16 protein-coding genes and 1 pseudogene are annotated in these 16441 nt (G+C 61.4%); 12 read left to right on the top strand and 5 right to left on the bottom strand.

The genetic code is table 11. The features are described from left to right. The first annotated feature begins 8 nt into the window (after positions 1–8). The 4 genes from ABX74_RS17400 to ABX74_RS17385 are packed head-to-tail and all read left to right on the top strand — an operon-like array spanning position 9 to position 3220. Entirely contained in the window at positions 9–308 is a 300-nt protein-coding gene (locus ABX74_RS17400) for a HypC/HybG/HupF family hydrogenase formation chaperone (RefSeq protein WP_020907459.1), read from the top strand. Then, positions 305–1417 carry a hydrogenase formation protein HypD gene (gene hypD, locus ABX74_RS17395; RefSeq protein WP_019748089.1) on the top strand — a complete coding sequence of 371 codons (1113 nt, stop codon included), beginning with the start codon at positions 305–307 and terminating at the stop codon, positions 1415–1417. Before ABX74_RS17400 ends, hypD begins: the two co-directional genes overlap by 4 nt. Next, positions 1407–2477 (top strand): hydrogenase expression/formation protein HypE, encoded by a 1071-nt coding sequence (hypE, locus tag ABX74_RS17390; RefSeq protein WP_019748090.1) that lies wholly within the window; start codon positions 1407–1409, stop codon positions 2475–2477. Before hypD ends, hypE begins: the two co-directional genes overlap by 11 nt. Next, complete coding sequence (locus tag ABX74_RS17385; RefSeq protein WP_019748091.1) at positions 2477–3220, top strand: DUF6390 family protein; 744 nt, start codon at positions 2477–2479, stop codon at positions 3218–3220. Before hypE ends, ABX74_RS17385 begins: the two co-directional genes overlap by 1 nt. 46 nt (positions 3221–3266) lie before the next feature. On the opposite strand, the gene ABX74_RS17380 is transcribed toward ABX74_RS17385, so the two are convergent. Further along, on the bottom strand, positions 3267–3674 hold the full coding sequence (locus ABX74_RS17380) for a hypothetical protein (protein WP_019748092.1): 408 nt from the start codon (positions 3672–3674) through the stop codon (positions 3267–3269). Positions 3675–3734: 60 nt separating this feature from the next. Here ABX74_RS17380 and ABX74_RS17375 point away from each other — a divergent pair. Continuing rightward, a pseudogene (locus ABX74_RS17375) lies at positions 3735–4094 on the top strand (VOC family protein); the annotation flags it as partial. Positions 4095–4335: 241 nt separating this feature from the next. Here ABX74_RS17375 and ABX74_RS17370 read toward each other — a convergent pair. Both ABX74_RS17370 and ABX74_RS17365 read right to left on the bottom strand, forming a co-directional pair. After that, positions 4336–4974, bottom strand: a complete 639-nt coding sequence (locus ABX74_RS17370) for a PadR family transcriptional regulator (RefSeq protein WP_020969422.1) — start codon at positions 4972–4974, stop codon at positions 4336–4338. Between the two features lie 42 nt (positions 4975–5016). After that, positions 5017–6342, bottom strand: a complete 1326-nt coding sequence (locus ABX74_RS17365; RefSeq protein WP_047889309.1) for a serine hydrolase domain-containing protein — start codon at positions 6340–6342, stop codon at positions 5017–5019. A gap of 86 nt (positions 6343–6428) precedes the next feature. Here ABX74_RS17365 and ABX74_RS17360 point away from each other — a divergent pair, with 86 nt between their 5' ends. Continuing rightward, the gene (locus tag ABX74_RS17360) at positions 6429–8030 is read left to right on the top strand and encodes a D-alanyl-D-alanine carboxypeptidase/D-alanyl-D-alanine-endopeptidase (protein WP_047889308.1); all 1602 of its coding nucleotides are present in this window, start codon (positions 6429–6431) and stop codon (positions 8028–8030) included. 132 nt (positions 8031–8162) lie between these two features. Beyond that, a complete protein-coding gene (locus ABX74_RS17355; protein WP_047889307.1) occupies positions 8163–8825 on the top strand; it encodes a GAP family protein in 663 nt (220 codons plus the stop codon). Between the two features lie 51 nt (positions 8826–8876). Here ABX74_RS17355 and ABX74_RS17350 read toward each other — a convergent pair whose 3' ends face one another. Further along, positions 8877–10340: a glycoside hydrolase family 5 protein gene (locus ABX74_RS17350; protein WP_047889306.1), complete on the bottom strand. Its 1464-nt coding sequence runs from the start codon at positions 10338–10340 to the stop codon at positions 8877–8879. 174 nt (positions 10341–10514) lie between these two features. Between ABX74_RS17350 and ABX74_RS17345 the strand changes: the two genes are divergently transcribed. Further along, complete coding sequence (locus ABX74_RS17345; protein WP_047889324.1) at positions 10515–11435, top strand: alpha/beta hydrolase; 921 nt, start codon at positions 10515–10517, stop codon at positions 11433–11435. A 52-nt stretch (positions 11436–11487) separates the two neighbouring features. Here the strand turns inward: ABX74_RS17345 and ABX74_RS17340 are convergent, their stop codons facing one another. Next, complete coding sequence (locus ABX74_RS17340) at positions 11488–12654, bottom strand: PucR family transcriptional regulator (protein WP_029538023.1); 1167 nt, start codon at positions 12652–12654, stop codon at positions 11488–11490. A gap of 196 nt (positions 12655–12850) precedes the next feature. Here ABX74_RS17340 and ABX74_RS17335 point away from each other — a divergent pair, with 196 nt between their 5' ends. The 4 genes from ABX74_RS17335 to ABX74_RS30445 are packed head-to-tail and all read left to right on the top strand — an operon-like array spanning position 12851 to position 16393. Then, a complete protein-coding gene (locus ABX74_RS17335; protein WP_019748101.1) occupies positions 12851–13108 on the top strand; it encodes a DUF3311 domain-containing protein in 258 nt (85 codons plus the stop codon). Then, positions 13105–14598 (top strand): sodium:solute symporter, encoded by a 1494-nt coding sequence (locus ABX74_RS17330; protein WP_047889305.1) that lies wholly within the window; start codon positions 13105–13107, stop codon positions 14596–14598. Before ABX74_RS17335 ends, ABX74_RS17330 begins: the two co-directional genes overlap by 4 nt. Further along, on the top strand, positions 14598–16187 hold the full coding sequence (locus tag ABX74_RS17325) for an amidohydrolase (RefSeq protein ID WP_021333547.1): 1590 nt from the start codon (positions 14598–14600) through the stop codon (positions 16185–16187). Before ABX74_RS17330 ends, ABX74_RS17325 begins: the two co-directional genes overlap by 1 nt. 38 nt (positions 16188–16225) lie before the next feature. Then, on the top strand, positions 16226–16393 hold the full coding sequence (locus ABX74_RS30445; protein ID WP_021333548.1) for a hypothetical protein: 168 nt from the start codon (positions 16226–16228) through the stop codon (positions 16391–16393). Positions 16394–16441 lie beyond the last annotated feature (48 nt).

Below are 16441 nucleotides of genomic sequence, written 5' to 3'. Positions count from 1 at the left end.
GTTGTGCCATGTGCCTAGCTGTACCAGGACGTATCGAGTCCTTGGAGGAACGCGACGGAACGACGATGTCGGTGGTGAACTTCGGTGGCGTCCGAAAAGAAGTGTGCCTCGAATACATTCCGGGCGCCCGAGTCGGCGAGTACGTCGTGGTGCACGTCGGATTTGCCATCCAACGACTCGACGAGGAATCCGCACGCAGCACGCTGGCGGAGTTCGAACACCTCGGCGTACTCGAAGAGGAATTCGGTGACGGGTTCGCCAGGGCTGCCCGGGCCGCCGGGATCGAACCGAAGGAGACGGAATCATGAAGTATCTGGACGAGTTCTCCGATCCGGAACTGGCCGGCAAACTGCTGGATCAGATCCGCGCGCTGGCCACGCGCCGATGGGCGATCATGGAAGTGTGTGGTGGTCAGACACATTCGATCATCAGGCACGGCATCGATCAACTACTCCCAGAGCAGATCGAGATGATTCACGGACCTGGTTGCCCGGTCTGTGTCACGCCGCTCGAGATCATCGACAAAGCTCTCGAAATCGCAGCAAAGCCCGATGTCATTTTCTGTTCCTTCGGGGACATGTTGCGAGTTCCGGGGAGTTCGTCGGATCTGTTCCGGATCAAGAGCGCCGGCGGCGACGTTCGCGTGGTGTACTCACCGTTGGATGCACTGACTATTGCCAAGGAGAATCCGGACCGGCAAGTGGTGTTCTTCGGGATCGGATTCGAGACCACAGCACCGGCCAACGCCATGACCGTTTACCAGGCCAATCGCCTGGGTATCAAGAACTTCTCGCTGCTCGTCTCGCACGTTCTGGTCCCGCCGGCAATGGCCGCGATAATGGACTCGCCAGAGTGCCGCGTCCAGGCATTTCTGGCGGCCGGGCATGTGTGCAGTGTGATGGGAACGTCGGAGTACCCGGCCCTCGCCGAGAAGTACAAGGTCCCGATCGTCGTCACCGGATTCGAGCCGCTGGATCTCCTGGAGGGCATCAGAAAGACTGTGCTGCAGTTGGAATCGGGTCGACACGAGGTCGAAAATGCCTACGCCCGTGCTGTCACGGCGGAGGGCAACACCGCAGCGAAAGCGATGCTCGAGGATGTGTTCGCGGTGTCGGACCGGACGTGGCGCGGCATCGGATCGATCCCGGACAGTGGTTGGCAGCTGGCGCCGAAGTATGCGTATTTTGATGCGGAAGAACGTTTTTCGGTGACCGATATCCACACCGACGAGTCGAGTGTCTGCCGGTCCGGTGAAGTATTGCAAGGCTTGATCAAGCCACACGAGTGCAGTGCCTTCGGGAAGGAATGTACTCCGCGGAATCCACTCGGTGCCACGATGGTGTCGTCCGAGGGGGCATGCGCTGCGTACTACCTGTACCGACGCCTGGAACTGCAGGAGGCGGGTCATGCCCGCTGAGGAGACCGCTGTCGTGGACCTGTCGGCATGGGTGTGCCCACTGCCGCTGCGTGATTCGCCGAACATCGTCATGGGACACGGCGGTGGGGGAGCGATGTCCGCCGAGCTCATCGAGCATCTGTTCCTGCCCTCGTTCGGAAGCGCTGCCGATGCCGAGCTCGGAGACTCGGCTGTATTCGACATCGGCGGGGTGCGGCTCGCCTTCTCGACGGACTCGTACGTCGTGAAACCCATGGTATTTCCCGGCGGAACGATCGGCGATCTTGCGGTCAACGGAACGGTGAACGACCTGGCGATGGCGGGAGCACAACCCTTGGTGATGTCGACGGCATTCATCCTCGAAGAAGGGACCGCGTTGACCGACATCGCGGGGATCGCGAAGGCACTCGGGCGGGCCGCGCACGTTGCCGGCGTTCGACTGGTGACGGGCGACACCAAGGTTGTCGATGCCGGTCACGGCGACGGAGTCTTCATCAACACCGCGGGAATCGGGATTGTCGCCGACGGGGTGGACATCAACCCCACTCGCGCACAAGAGGGTGACGTCGTGATCGTCAGCGGCGACATCGGTGTTCACGGGGTGGCCGTGATGAGTTGTCGCGAAGGTCTCGAATTCGGGACCGAGGTGCGCAGTGATTGCGCGTCGCTCAACGGCGTGGTCGCCGACATGATTGCCACCGGCGTCGACATCCATGTCTTGCGCGACCCTACCCGGGGCGGAGTTGCCGCCACTCTCAACGAGATCGCTCAAGCGTCGAACATCGGTGTTGCGCTGGTGGAACGAGATCTGCCGATTCCCGCTGACGTGCGCGACGCCTGTGGGCTACTCGGTTTGGATCCTTTGTATGTCGCCAACGAGGGTAAGTTGATCGCCTTCGTTCCGCGAGAAGACTCCGATCGAATTCTGGAAGCGATGCGCGGTAATCCACTGAGTGCGGGAGCTGCCGTGATCGGGGAGTGCGTGGCCGAACATCGCGGAATGGTGGTGGCGCGTACGGCATTGGGAGGCAATCGGGTAGTGGATTTGCCGGCAGGTGAACAACTTCCGCGGATCTGCTGATGACTGCCGTCGGTATGAACGGGCCGTCGTTGTTTGCCCGCTACGCGTATCCGCCGAACGAGTTGGGTTACTGCGGACCCGACGATCCTTCAGTGCTGCTTCGTCTGGCCAGCGGCAACTCGGGCAGCGGCGACCGTGATCGCGCTCGTCAATTCGACGGTGCGTGGCCGTACCTCGAGGCATTGGCCGCAAGTGCGGGCATCGACGATCCTCTCGATCCGCGAGTGATCGAAGCCTATTGGGTAGGAGGTGATCTCCTCGACTCGCTTGATTCGGGGGCGTTGTTGCAGCACTTGAGGGGGGCATTCGGTGAACGCGAGAACACCGGGTTTCTCCCTGCCCTCGGGGATCGGGACCGCGCGCTCGCGCATCACAGTTTTCACGTATTTCTGGTGTATCCGTGGGTCAAGCTTCTTCGGAAGCGCGGTGCGGTCCCACTGTCCGTCCTCCAGAACTGCCGGATCAGATGGGGAGTGGTCGAGGACGTGAGTGAGGAGCACGCGTTGGTGGTTTCGTCCCCGCTCGAGTTCGACGGTGAGCAACTCGTACGCGGCACGCCGGTGACGCAGCGAGTGCGATGGAGCGTTGACGGCCGCTCACTCGCACCGACGCCCGTCCACGGCGCCTTGGTGACGATGCACTGGGATTGGCTGTGTGACAACATCACGTCAGAGCAATCACGGGCATTGGATGCCGCGGAAGACTCGGCATTGCGGATCGCGACCCGGATGCTGTCGAGGTGACAGGCCCTGTCAGAGCAGGGACCACGGTCTGGAAGATACGCAGGTGTCAGGGCACGAAGAAGGTTCCGAGGCCCGGTGTTCCGATCGCCTGGGGATCGACGTATGCGACGACCTGACCCGAGCCCGGACGAATGGTGACGGGTTGTGCATCCAGTGTCGGAAATGATGCGGATCCGTACGCTCCGGTGCCGAGACTGAGCCAGTGGACGACCGCGGAGTGGGGGTTTCCGTCTCCGGGTGCGCGTTGCACGTGCAGCACGGCGACGCCCGGTTCTTCGCCGACGATCGCTGCAAGGTGGGGAGTGGGCAAGTCGACGAGCGGGACGTAAGGGTCGACCTGGAACGGAACCGTGCTCGGCGCCGCTGCCGCGGTACCCGGCATCATCACGCCGGAGATCGCAAGGGCCGCAAAGACCGCGGCACCGGTACGTGCAAAAGCGTTGAGTGCAGTCATACGATTCGACGCTAGTCGCTTGACCGGCGATTCGGTGCCGTTTCGCGTTTCAATCGGTGGCGGGGTGACGTCGACGCCACCGCCCAGTGGTACGCGAAGGTACTCGGAATGACGATCGAGATAATCGGCCCCACGGCACGCACTGCAGTGAAGTTCGGAGATCAGAAGATCAATCCGAGGCCTCTCGGATCGGCGGAGCAAGACCCGGCCTGGACCACCGGCGCCGTCGAGACGGCAGGTTCCGAGGATTTGTGCTTCATCACTCTTGCGTCACCCGGAACTGTCCGTGAGCACCTGGAGAACTGTGGGGTCGAGGTGCTCGACGGGCCCGTGACCAAACTGGGTGCCCTCGGCGAGATGGTCTCGCACTATTGTCGCGACCCCGACGGAAGCCTCATCGAGATCGCCGTCTACCCGTGAACCAACCACTCCGAGGGGAAATACTCCAGATTCAATGTCGTTCAGTGCTGCCTCCGCCGGCTGTCGACATCCTTCCCCGCCGTGCACTTGGAATCCACGTTCGTCACCGGACTTTGCGGGTCCCGCTTTCTCTGATCGTTCGTCCGCGGTCCGCGTCCGTCGGACTGTTCTCTTCAAGATCGCTGATCGAACTGGTTTCGAGAAGGTGTCGGACCGGCGTCCGATGGCTTTCGAGGGGGATCTAGCTGCTTCCATCGTCTATCGAGTGAGCGAGGGTGGAGACGGTGCGTTTTCGGTGGGTTGTTGCCGGTTGCACTGTGTCGGGCCAGTCAGCAGTTTCTTCCAGCGCCCAGTCGGCCCATTCGGCGATGTGGTTGAAGTGGCCGATCATGAACCGGTTGGCCAGTGCCATCAGATGATTCTGCTGGGGGAGTGTGCCGGCTTCGGGGGCCGAAATCCGTTGTGCGTGTGAGACGAACAGACTTCGAGACCGAGTTGCCTGTTCGCGCATGGTAGTCAGGTTGGTCCGCAGGTCGGCGATCGTGCCTTGGTTGGCGAAGATCACGCGGATCATGCCTTCGAACTGCAAAGCGGGGGGTGTGGCCTGGGTGGCGAGCCAGTCACTCAGCGCTGTGCGGCCTTCGTCGGTGATGGAGTAGACCGTGCGGGAGCGCTGAGTGCCTTTCGTTACCGTGCTCGCCGTAACCAGACCGCGTTCAAGCAGAATTTTGGGGGCGTTGTATCGCTGTCGGTCGGCGCTGGGCCACAACTCGGCGACCCCGCGTCCGACCTGTTCGGCGATCTCGTATGCCGACCAGTCCTTGACCGTCAGCAGTCCCAGGATCATGTACGAGGTAGGTGTGAGATCACGCTGAGCCACATGGCTCCCTTCGTTCCGCGGTTACATCCGAGCCTACAAGTGCTACTTCCCTTCACCGTTTGCATCCTCGGTGTCGGCGATGTCGTCGGATGTGTCCTGAGCGGGCTTGCCGTAGATGAAGGGGACGAGCGCTGCAGCGACGGCAGAGGCCGGGGCGAAACCATCGGCCGTGGGTGCCAGATTTCCCCACACCACCAAGGTCACGTCGTTGACCGGGTCGTACCCCATGAACGAGTTGTAGCCGGGCAGTTCGCCGATGTGGCCGTACATCGGACCCATTTGAGCGATACCGTATCCGTATCCTGCAGATCCTTCGCCATCTGTGGGTTGCACACTGTTCAAACGCAACTCTTGTGTGGCGGGACTCAGGAGCGAACCGGTTCCCAGAGCTTTGACCCATGTCGCCATGTCGTTTGCAGTCGAAATTCCCTGACCTGCAGACCATGTCCACGAGGGATTGTGCCTAGTGGTGTTGGTCGGTTTTTCGGTGCCTGCGGCGATCGCGTCGAGGCGAGATTGTGGGAGAGCCTCTTTGCCTTCGCCGAGCGTTTCGACGTTGCCACTGTAGGTGTAGCCGTCTGCAAAGGGAGTCGGGATGCTGGTGTCGGTGTTCGCAGGAAACGACGTCCCTGCCAGTGCGAGTGGCCCGAAGAATCGGTCCGCGAAGATCTGCTGAATCGGCTTGCCGTCCAGCTGCTCGGCGATCAAGCCGAGGAGAACGGTATTGGTGTTGGAGTAGTGATAACCGGAGTCGGGCGCGAAATACGGCGGCTGGCTCAGCCCCATTGCCAGCAGTTCCTCGGGTGTCCACACTCGCTCCGGTTGCTCGTCGAGCGCCCGGTTGAGTTCGAGGGTTTCGGTGTAGTTGTACAGGCCGCTACGCATGTCGAGCAGGTCGCCGATGGTGATGTTGTCGCCGTTGGGGACATCGGGGCGGAACTTGCTGACCGGATCGGTTACCGCAACCTTGCCTTCGTCGACCAACTGCAGGATGGCCGTACCGGTCCAGGTCTTGGTGTTCGAGCCCACGCGAACCTTGGTGTCCAGAGTGGGAGGCTCGTTCACGCCTTCCTTGACCGAACCCCATGTGTTGACGTACTTCTGCGTCGGCGTCGTGACCATGACCACCATTGCGATCTCACGGAACTCTTCTGCCTTCTCGGAGACGACGGAATCCATTGCGGCGCTGTCGAAAGACAAGACGGCGCTGTCCGCAGACCCGGCGGAGGTCGGCGGGGACGACGAGGGGGACTCGGGATCGGTTGCGGACGAACAGGCTGAGAGCAGCAATGCCGTAGCGATGCAGGCCACAGCCACTTTGCGGGTCTTGACGTTGTGAAAGGACGTCGACTTCCCAAAAGGGTTCATAGAGGGACTTTAAGCGATACTGCACTCTGCATGCTGCACTTTGCAGTAAATTACGACAAATCAGTCATGCATCCTCAGGAGCGTCCATGCCGCACACCACATCAGTTCGCGCCGTCGCTGCGTTGATCAGCGTCGGAGTAGTCCTCACCGCATGTTCGGCGAAGCCGTCGAATTCCGATTCCGCATCGGCTCCGGCGCAACAGGTTCCAGAGGAGGCAGCCCGCATCATGGCCACCGATCCGTACGCCATGGCTCGGTGGTCCTATCTCTTGGTCGACCCCGCCACCGACGAGGTGATTTACAGCAACAATGCTGATAGCTCGATGTTTTTGGCTTCCCAGACCAAACATTTCACCGTCGGCACCGCCTACGACACCCTTGGTGTAGACCACACTGTCACCACCCCCGTTTATGCCACTTCTCTCCCTGTCGAGGGCACCCTTACCGGTGATCTGGTGCTGGTCGGCTCCGGTGACCTCGCGCTCGGTGGGCGCAACGCCGCACAAGGCCGATTCGATTTCGCCACCGACGGCATCGACCACGTCTACGCCGATGCCCTGCCAGGAGCCGTTCTCGCGCCCGGTGATCCGCTGGCAGGCCTGAACGATCTCGCACGACAAGTAGCCGACGCCGGCATCACTCGGGTAAACGGCGACGTTCTGGTGGACCCTCGTCTGTGGGACACATACTCGACAGTCGAAGGCCTGGTCCCGTCGATTTTCGTCAACGACAACCTCGTCGATATCCAGGCGAGTCCGGGTGCGGTAGGTGAGCCCGCCACCATCGACATGCTTCCCGGCAACGGCCTGTTCCGCGTCGATGCTCAGGTCACCACGGGTGAGGAAGGTAGCGACTCGACTCTGAAGGTTGCGGCCGATCCGTCCGATCCGTCCGATCCCACCCGGATCAACGTGACCGGGTCGGTGCCGGCTGGAAAGACATCGCTGACTGTCTATCGCATTACCGACGCGCCGACGTGGGCGCGTCAGCTGTTCGTAGAAGCACTGCGACGCAATGGAATCGAGGTTACATCGGTATCTCGTACGAACAGCACGGCTGCCCTGCCTGTCGATCGGACATATTCAGGAAGTCGACAAGTTGCGAGCCTGCAATCGGCACCAATTTCGGAGTCGGGAGGGATGATTCTCGCGACAAGCTACAACACGGGCGCGAACACTTTCTTGTGTCTGTTGGCAGTAGCGACAGGATCGTCGTCGTGCAGCGACGGTCTTCCCACCGTGCGGGCACTCGCCGAGAAGGCAGGTATTGCAGCATCCGACCTGGTGGTCATGGACGGTCAGGGTGGAGACCCGTCACAATCGACGCCCGCAGCCGTCCTCCAGTGGCTCGACTGGGTGGACCAGCAGCCATGGGCCGATACGTTCTGGGCAGGTCAACCCGTACTCGGTGAGCGAGGCTCGTTGTCGGGCGTGGGAACCGACAGTCCGGCAAAGGGGAAGGTCATCGGTAAGACGGGAACATCCGCCGACGTCGAATCTGACACCGGCAGGTTGATAGTCACTCTTCAAGCGTTGTCGGGTTACATGATCACCCCCGACGATCGCCGACTTCTGTTTGTCGTCGCCGTCAGTGATGCAGTGTTTCCCGACCTGCCTAGGGGAGTGTTCCAAGTCGGGGGAGACGTCGGTGGTGTTGCCGCTGCATTCCAACAAGCACAGACGAATTGACGGGGCGAGTCAGTGGTCCGGCGTTCGGGCGCTCATCCCTTTCGAATGAGGCACGAACGATGTAGGCGCACAGAGTGTCAGCATTGGCGCGCAGCGGTATCGACTGCGTCCCGATGAGAAACGAGTTTTGACATGGGTTCCGTTATCGGAGATCTCCTCCCCATAGCTGTCGGTGTCGCCGTGTCTCCGGTAGCCGTCATCGCCACGATCTTGATGTTGCTCTCCAAGCGCGCGGGTAGCACCAGCATCGGGTTCGCGTTGGGTTGGCTGCTCGGAATCTTCATTGCCACAGTTCTTTTTGTCACCCTGTCCAGTGCCCTCAGTACCTCGGACAATGGACCGTCTGCCACGGTATCGTGGATCAAACTCGCTCTCGGTGTCCTCCTGTTGGCGGTCGGGGTCAAGCAGTGGCGAGGGCGCAGCGGCGAACACGAAACACCGAAGTGGATGCAAGCCATCGACGAGATGACCGCGGTCAAGGGGCTGGGCCTAGGATTCGCGCTCGCCGCGATCAACCCGAAGAATCTGCTGATGTGCATCGCGGCGGGAGTGTCGATCGGCTCGGCGTCGCTGGCGACCAGTGGAGTGATCGCCTCTGTCCTTGTCTTCACGATCATCGCCAGTTCAACGGTCGCGACCCCGGTCATCGGATACCTGGTGGCTGCTGATCGTCTGCGCGAGCCGTTGGCCAAGCTCAAGGTCTGGCTCCAAGACAACAACACCACGGTGATGAGCGTGTTGATCTTGGTCGTCGGAGTTGTTCTGATCGGCAAAGGAATCGGCGGAATCTTCTGATAAGCCCTCTTTCACGTGGTGTGAACGCGGACCGCCGAGGTGGGTGTCCTATCAGGCCAAGTTCACCGCGTAGTCGCCATCGGCGTGGCTGATCAGTTGCCAGCCGCCCTCTATCGGGGACAGTCGGACGTCGGAGAGATTCGTGGTCTCGAGCTGTGGCCGGTCGGTGCCGGGGTACCAGGCTTCGACCTGTCCGGTACCCGTCCCGGTAAACCCGTTGCGCGACAACTCCGTCAGTGTGCCGGGCGCTGCTCGCGGATAAGCACGCGAGAGAGGCCCGGCAAATCCCTCTACGAGCCCGAGTGATTCGCCGGAAGGGCAGTCGATGCGATTCAAATTTCCTTGCGGTTGGTGGGTATTGCCGTCCCGAACCGGGTGGGGGTCACCGCACGCTTGTGTCCACGACCACCACGCGCCGCCCATCCGGTACTTGTCGGTGGCGTCGACGAAGCGGTCGACGTCTGCTCCCTGCTCGCCGGCATCCCCGAACCAACCCCATTCACCCGTCCACAACGGGGCGTCGTACCAGGCGGCAGCGCGGTCGGCGATCTTGAACCCGTCTTCGATTCCGGGGAATTCGCTACTGACTGTTATCGATTCGCTGTAGAGATGTGGCGAGAAGACCACCAGAGGATCGGTCAGGTACTGGCGTGGGGGCAGCGCGTCGAAGCCGAATGCCGACCAGATCGCGCTGGGCTCGAAGAACACGAGGTGCGGAAATCCGCCTGATTCGGCCTGTCTGATGGCGTCGGTGGCCCGCTTGTAGAACTGCCCGATCTGATCAGCGGCGGTGAATGGATCGCGCAGGCCGGGATTCGGTTCGTTCAACAGGTCGTATCCGGCCACCGCCGGTTCGTCTTTGAACTCGGCGGCCAACCGCGCCCACGTAGCCACGAGGCGACTCTGGATTCCTTGCTCGTCGTCGTAAAACGCCTGGAAGGCATGGGCGATCGCCGGTGCGGCTTCCCGGAGTCCACCGATGTTGCAGGTCGTCCATCCGCCGGTCAGGGTTGCCCACTCCGGTGCGCCGTCCCAGCCGACTCCCGGCTCCATGAAAGACGGGCACGACTGGTCGCTCGGGGTGCCGACGTACGGGCCCCATGCGTCCTGATGCATGTCGAGAACGGTGTAAATGCCGTGATCTTTCGCGTTCTGGACTGCGCCTCGAATCCGGTCGACATACGCAGTGTCGAATGCACCGCGGGTCGGTTCGAGGAGGGACCACGCGACGTTGAGTCGGACGACGTTGAAGCCCAGCGCGGCCATCTGCGCGAAGTCCGTTCTTCCCAGCGGCGTAACGGTGGGTAGACCGGTGCCGTTGGATGCGTAGTCATTGAGACCGTTGGCGTTCACGCCGCGGAGCAACACCGTTCGTCCGTCGACGTCCTTGATCGTTCGATCTGCGACGGTCAGTTGGGGGAGAGTCCAGCCCGGATCCGGAGGTGAAGCGTTTGCCGCCGGGGCTGCAATCTGGATAGCCAGGATTGCAAGGGTGGCAAGCAACAGCGCGCGCATCCGGTGACCTTTCTAGACAAACGTCCAATTCGGAGATGAGGGTAGCGTGAGAACGCCTTATTGCGGCGCGATTCGCACATACCCGTCACGTCTTCACTGCCTGGAATGCCCCGGCTCGAGGCTGCTGTACGGGGTGCGAGAATTGTCGACAAGTCGCGACCCGAGGGAGCATTTGTGAAGCTTGCACTGACTGATCTGGTCGAACAACTACCCGGCGACGATGTGGCGATCACCCGAGCGTTCTATGCGCCGCGGCTTGCCGGTGTCGGTCCGAGTTCGCTGCAGGAACTGCTTGTGGCGCGAGCATCCAGGGTGGTTGAGCCCACGGCGACCCGGGCTGTTGAACACACACTCGACATCGAGGGTCGATCCGTTTCAGTGCGCGTAGTCACGCCGAAAGACGGCGTTGTCAACGGGGTCTATCTGTATCTTCCGGGTGGTGGTTTCTACATGAGTTCAGCGGCCAGCGCTGACGCCCGAAGTACGAGACTTGCCGACGCGGTCGGGGTGGCAGTGGTTACCGTCGATTACCGGCTTGCGCCGGAATTCCCTTGGCCGGCAGCGCCGGACGATTGTGAGGCAGTCGCTTTGTGGCTACTTGATGTCGCTGCCGAACGGTTCGGGACGACCAGGCTCGCCATCGGTGGCATGTCGGCGGGAGCAACCTTGGTGACGACGACATTGCTGCGCCTTCGTGATCGAGGTCTGGCCAAGTCGTTTTCGGGTGCCGTGCTGGAAGCGGGCACGTACGACGTCAGTGCGCAGACTCCCGCGGGCCGCACCATCAGCGACGAATACTTCATCGAAGCCTATGTCGGGCATGTCGATGATCGCACTCTCCCGGATATTTCTCCGACATTCGGCGACCTCAGCGGCCTGCCGCCTACCCTCGTGGTGGTCGGATCAGAAGACGTGGTTCTGGCTGAGAACCTTGCCATGGTGGCGCGGCTGTCGGCGGCCGGTAACGACGTCGACTTGCGTCTCTATCCTGTTGTCCCGCATGGATTTACAAACCATCCAACGCCTGTTGCCCGGCGTGCTGCGCTCGATATGGGTGCTTGGCTTCGGAATCGACTCGACTCCAACCCCGCGTGACAAGCGCGGGTGAGGTTCAGCGTGCCGAGGAAAAAGCGGACTGTGTTCGGTGTCAGATCTTGGCGAGCGTTTTACGATGAAACAATTCGAGGCTCACCATGGATTTCATCAGGCCGTCGAGGGTTCGCGCATCCCATCCAGTCAGATGCTGCCAGCGGTCGAGTCGATAGGTGACAGAGTTCGCATGTAGGTGGATGTCACGGGCGGCGGCGCTGACAGAGAACCCGCTTCGCGCGAAGGCGCGGACGGCGTCCATCAGATGTGAGTGCTCTTCGGCCACAGATGCCCCGGCCTGTAGAAGCGGCAGCAGCTCGTCCTGGTGGGTGGCAAGAGTGGCGATGAGCCATTCGTCGGCAAAACTGACCGTCGTGCCCGGCGCTGTCGCCAACTGCAATGTGCGCTCGGCGTCGGTGATGCTTTGAGCTGCGCCGACGAGCCCGACCCGGGGCATCCCGATACCTAGTGACGTTCGTGGATGATCTCGCATGATTGCGTGGATGACTTCGGTTGGTTCGCCCTGACACATCACGATTACTCGGGAGCCATGTCGACTGCAATGCGCGACAACATGCACGGAATCCAGGGTTCGTTGCAGGTGTTCTACTTGTGCTTCTGACCATTCGTCCTCGACGGCCGACAGTGCTTGGAACGATTTCTGTGTATCGAATCCGAGGGTTTGTGCCAGCTCTCGGGCGTTGCTCAGTTCCATATCCGTTGCACTGTGCAGTGTTTCGAAGAATCGGTATCGAACGCCGGCGCGGATGGCCTGCTCGCTGCGCGTTGCCTCGGAGTGTCCGACTGCGACTGCGCTCGTCGCGGCGTGAACGAGGTCCCAGAGTTTGCCGCCTGCTTGCAGCAGCTCGTGTGTTGGTTTCGTGGACCGCTGGACCATCGTGTCCCAGAGCTCACGAGATGCAATGTGATAGGTCTCGATGACATCGGAGAGGGGGAGCCCTTGCATCGCGCGACGGCGCCCGAGTTCGCGGTTTCGGTCGGTGTCTTCTGTGGTGATCGTTTCGTTCTCGGCGACGGCACACAGCATTGCGGACAACTGTTTGCGGATGTAGTTGCCTTGCTCGGCCACTGGTACCGCGGAGTAGGCCGGGAGTTCGCTGCGAATCTGTTGTACCGCGCGCTCGGTGAGCGCTTCGAGTTCGTCGGAAACCTCGCGACACAACCGTCGGATCGTGTCTTCTTCTTCGACGTCGATTACGTCCACGGGGTTACTCCTTTGTGCGTGCTTGGTCTTGCGTCCCGTGAATTTCACGAACGAGCGTCGTGGATTCCGGGGTTCACCCATGGTCCCGCCATAGTGACGGGAGGCACACTCAACGCTAGACCGGACGACGATTCGACGGCAAAACGCCCCTCGCCTCATCTGCTCCGGATCGATCAACGGCTAAGGAGCCACAATCATGTCCAACGAGGCGAAGAGTGCCTTGCTCGCAATCGGAGTTCCGTTCGTCGGCGTGCTGGGCGGGATAGTTGCGCTCTCCGGATCCGAACTGACTGTTCTCGGATTTCCCATTTTGTTCGCGTGGCTTTTCCTGTGGATGCCGCTGACCTCGTTGTGTCTCCACTTGGCATGGAAGTTCTTTGACCGCAAGGACTTCGAGGAAGCGGAACGAAACGAACTGGCTCAGGCCAAGACCGAGATCGGGGATCCGACATGATCGCTGCAACATTTACGCTCGTGCTACTGCTCGCGCTCGGCGCCGGAGTGCTTTCACGCCGTGGAAGCAAAAAAGAGATCTCCGACTACCTCGTGGGCGGGCGATCTTTCGGTCCCGTGCTGGTTTTCATCCTGGGAGCAGGTGAGGCCTACAGCATCGGCACGCTCATCGGATTTCCCGGGGGTGTGTACGCCCACGGGGCAAGCTACGGCGTCTGGTTCATCGGATACATCTTGCTTGCCTACCCGATCGGATACTTCTTTGCGCCCTATCTCTGGCGGGCAGGCAAGCGGTATAACGCGATGACGCTGCCCGATGTGGCAGGGCGGCACTTTCGGTCGCGCGGGTTGGAACTGACAATCGCGATTGCCTCGGTAGTCTTCCTCATTCCCTGGGGGCAGTTGCAGCTTGCCGGCCTCCAGGTCGCACTGAGCGGACTTGGCATCACCATCAACCCGACGGTGGCGGTTTTTGTCGGCGCTGCGCTTGCTCTGCTCTTCCTCCTGCTTTCGGGTGTGCGTGCACCGGCGTTCGTGTCTTACGTCAAGGACGCAGCTCTGCTGTTGGGAGCGATCCTGATCGGACTGGCCGCCACGGCCAAATCGGGCGGTATCACGAAGCTCTTTGCCGATGCGGCATCCCATGGGGCCGGGCAGGCCTCGCAATCCACCGTCTCCGGTTCGTCGCTGACCTTCGTTCTCACCACAATTGTGTTCCAGTCACTCGGTTTTTTCGTTTTCCCCTTCATCGTGCAAGCGGTGCTATCGGCGAAGTCCGAGGCAACCCTCAAGCGAGTCGCCCGATTCAACCCGCTGTACATGCTCATGTATCCCTTCCTCGTCGCTGCTGCCTTCGGCGCAATTTCATTGCTGCCCAACAAGCTCGAGGGCGCAGAGTCCAATGAGGTGCTCCTGCAACTGTCCCGTCTTGTGCTCCCGGACTGGCTGACCGGAGTGGTGGCGGGTGGTGCGGCACTGTGCGCGATCGTTGTTCTGTGTGGTTCGGCGCTGGGAATCGGCTCGATCGTCTCGCGAAACATCGTTCCGGGAATACCCGAATCACGTCAGAGAGTGTGGGTGCGCGGGGTCATCGTCGCCTACCTCGGCCTCTCGCTGATCCTCACCCTCGCCGCACCCCAATTGCTGCTGACGCTGGTGAATACCGCGTATTACGGGGTGACCCAGGCCGTGGTGGTATTCGCGACGATGATCTTCGGATGGAAGCTGCGACCGGCAGCGCTCGCGATGGGCGTGGTGCTCGGCGACGTGGTGGTGCTCTGGCTTTACCTCGACACACACGGCACGGTATCGATGTGGTTGGCGGATCAAGGCATAAACATCGGTGCCGCAGCCCTCGTTCTGAACGTGGTGTTCGTGTCCGCTACACGGGTGATGTGGCCTCCTGTCGAAGCGGTTTCGGGCCTCCGTGCAGAAAATCGATCGGCACCAGTGCCTTACCCCGCAGCCCCGACCGCGAAGGCGGATATCTGATGACCCGGACACTACTCACCGCAGATGCAATCCTCACCCAAGACATGGCGTCACCCCAGGTAGAGGCGCTCGTCCTTGACGGAGGCCTGGTTGTCGCCACCGGAAGTCGAAAGGACATGGCGGAGCACGCCGGACCGGAAACTCGTCGGCTCGATCTGGCTGGCGCAACTGTGATCCCGGGGCTGATCGAGTCGCACATTCACCCGACCTACGCCGGCTTGACTGACGGATGGGCTGATTGCCGGACGCCACCGTGCGCCTCGATCACGGATATCCAAGGGGCTCTGCGGAACTCCACTCCCACTCACGGCTGGATACGCGGATGGGGGTATGACGACACACAACTTCGAGAAGGGCGCCATCTCACACGCGATGACCTCGACGCAGTCTGTACTGACCGCCCGATCATCGTTCTGCACATCTCGGGGCACTTTGCGGTGGCAAACACTGCTGCGCTTGCAACTGCAGGCATCGACGAATCGACGGTGGATCCCGGGGACTCGCAGTTTCCGCGCGGGGCGGACGGGAGGCTCACAGGGATGGCCTGGGAAATCGATGCCGTAGCGCGGTTGAGTGCCGCGATACCAGACCTGACACAGGTAGAGGTGCAGACCGCGTTGCTGCGTAGCTTGACACTGGCGCGTTCGCGAGGAATCACGACTGTGCACGATCTAGGGGTCGGCCTGTCGGCAGGTATGCAGGAGCTGGCCGCCTATCGTGCCCTGGATATTACGGGCGAGATACCCGTTCACACGGTTGGCTTCCTTCGGGGTGATCTCGCGATCGCAGAACTGGAGGAAGGGAACATTGCTTTCACGGCTGTACCGGCCCCAGGGTCACGCTTCCGCTTGGCCGGCGCCAAATTCTGGGCGGATGGGTCCATTCAAGGGTTGTCAGCAGCCTTGCGGACCCCGTATACCTGCAGCCCGAACCATCACGGTGATTTGCTCTATCCGCAGGAGCAACTCGACGACATGGTTCTCCAGGTGCACCGCGAGGGAGGTCAGGTCGCGGTGCACGCCAACGGCGACGCGGCCGTAGCCGCCGCCATCGCGGCGCTGCGCAAGGCGCATCGCAGTGACGGACGTCGAGCGCGGCACCGTATCGAGCATTGCCAGGTGAGTGGGCCTGCGGATCTCGAGGCGATACGTGATGCGGAGATCGGGGTGAGCTTTTTCGTCAACCATGTCTTTCATTGGGGCGATCGTCACCGTGACCGTTTCCTCGGTCCTGAGAGAGCCGGCAACCTGGACCCGCTGGCGTGCGCCGATGACATCGGATTGAAGTTCGGGCTGCACTCGGATTGCCCGATAACGCCGATGGATCCCCTCCAGACGATTCGGACTGCTGTGAATCGGCTGACCATGGGCGGTGCCGTGCTTGGCTCCCACCAACGGATCGGAGTGCAGCGTGCAGTGCAGGCCATGACTGTGGACAGTGCGTACTTGGTCCATGACGAAGGGAGGGTGGGGATATTGGCGCCGGGTCGTCGTGCGGACCTTGTCGCGCTCGATGGCACTCTTGCTGCTCTCGCAGATGCTTCGTCCGAAATTCCCCAGCCTGCACTGGTCATGATCGACGGCCGGTAGCTCGTGAGATTGATTTCGTCCCAACGGATACCAGTTCGATGTCGAGATTTGTGCAGTTGCTCGACAGTGAAGTGGTTCAGTGGTGGGCAATTGCGGGTGGCGCCGCGGCCGCGGTCTGGCGTTCGATCGGGTCCGGCGTGGTCGATGGCACTGGAGTGACGGGCAAGAGTTTCTTCCCGCATGACGGCGGCAATTCGGACACCTGAACAAATGTCCGGTTTCTGGGGCAAAGTCGGGACGAGGAGCGCGCCACC

The organism is Rhodococcus sp. ARP2 (genome assembly GCF_001029585.1).
Classification (GTDB): domain Bacteria; phylum Actinomycetota; class Actinomycetes; order Mycobacteriales; family Mycobacteriaceae; genus Rhodococcus_F; species Rhodococcus_F erythropolis.
Note: the sequence above shows the minus strand (reverse complement) of the source record. Positions and strands in the feature narration are given on the sequence as shown.

Excerpts from the sequence above, each read along its gene's own strand:
- ABX74_RS17400 (WP_020907459.1), top strand. The coding sequence starts at position 9 with ATGTGCCTAGCTGTACCAGGACGTATCGAGTCCTTGGAGGAACGCGAC.
- hypD (WP_019748089.1), top strand. The coding sequence starts at position 305 with ATGAAGTATCTGGACGAGTTCTCCGATCCGGAACTGGCCGGCAAACTG.
- hypE (WP_019748090.1), top strand. The coding sequence starts at position 1,407 with ATGCCCGCTGAGGAGACCGCTGTCGTGGACCTGTCGGCATGGGTGTGC.
- ABX74_RS17385 (WP_019748091.1), top strand. The coding sequence starts at position 2,477 with ATGACTGCCGTCGGTATGAACGGGCCGTCGTTGTTTGCCCGCTACGCG.
- ABX74_RS17380 (WP_019748092.1), bottom strand. The coding sequence starts at position 3,674 with ATGACTGCACTCAACGCTTTTGCACGTACCGGTGCCGCGGTCTTTGCG.
- ABX74_RS17365 (WP_047889309.1), bottom strand. The coding sequence starts at position 6,342 with ATGAACCCTTTTGGGAAGTCGACGTCCTTTCACAACGTCAAGACCCGC.
- ABX74_RS17360 (WP_047889308.1), top strand. The coding sequence starts at position 6,429 with ATGCCGCACACCACATCAGTTCGCGCCGTCGCTGCGTTGATCAGCGTC.
- ABX74_RS17355 (WP_047889307.1), top strand. The coding sequence starts at position 8,163 with ATGGGTTCCGTTATCGGAGATCTCCTCCCCATAGCTGTCGGTGTCGCC.
- ABX74_RS17350 (WP_047889306.1), bottom strand. The coding sequence starts at position 10,340 with ATGCGCGCGCTGTTGCTTGCCACCCTTGCAATCCTGGCTATCCAGATT.
- ABX74_RS17335 (WP_019748101.1), top strand. The coding sequence starts at position 12,851 with ATGTCCAACGAGGCGAAGAGTGCCTTGCTCGCAATCGGAGTTCCGTTC.
- ABX74_RS17330 (WP_047889305.1), top strand. The coding sequence starts at position 13,105 with ATGATCGCTGCAACATTTACGCTCGTGCTACTGCTCGCGCTCGGCGCC.
- ABX74_RS17325 (WP_021333547.1), top strand. The coding sequence starts at position 14,598 with ATGACCCGGACACTACTCACCGCAGATGCAATCCTCACCCAAGACATG.
- ABX74_RS30445 (WP_021333548.1), top strand. The coding sequence starts at position 16,226 with ATGTCGAGATTTGTGCAGTTGCTCGACAGTGAAGTGGTTCAGTGGTGG.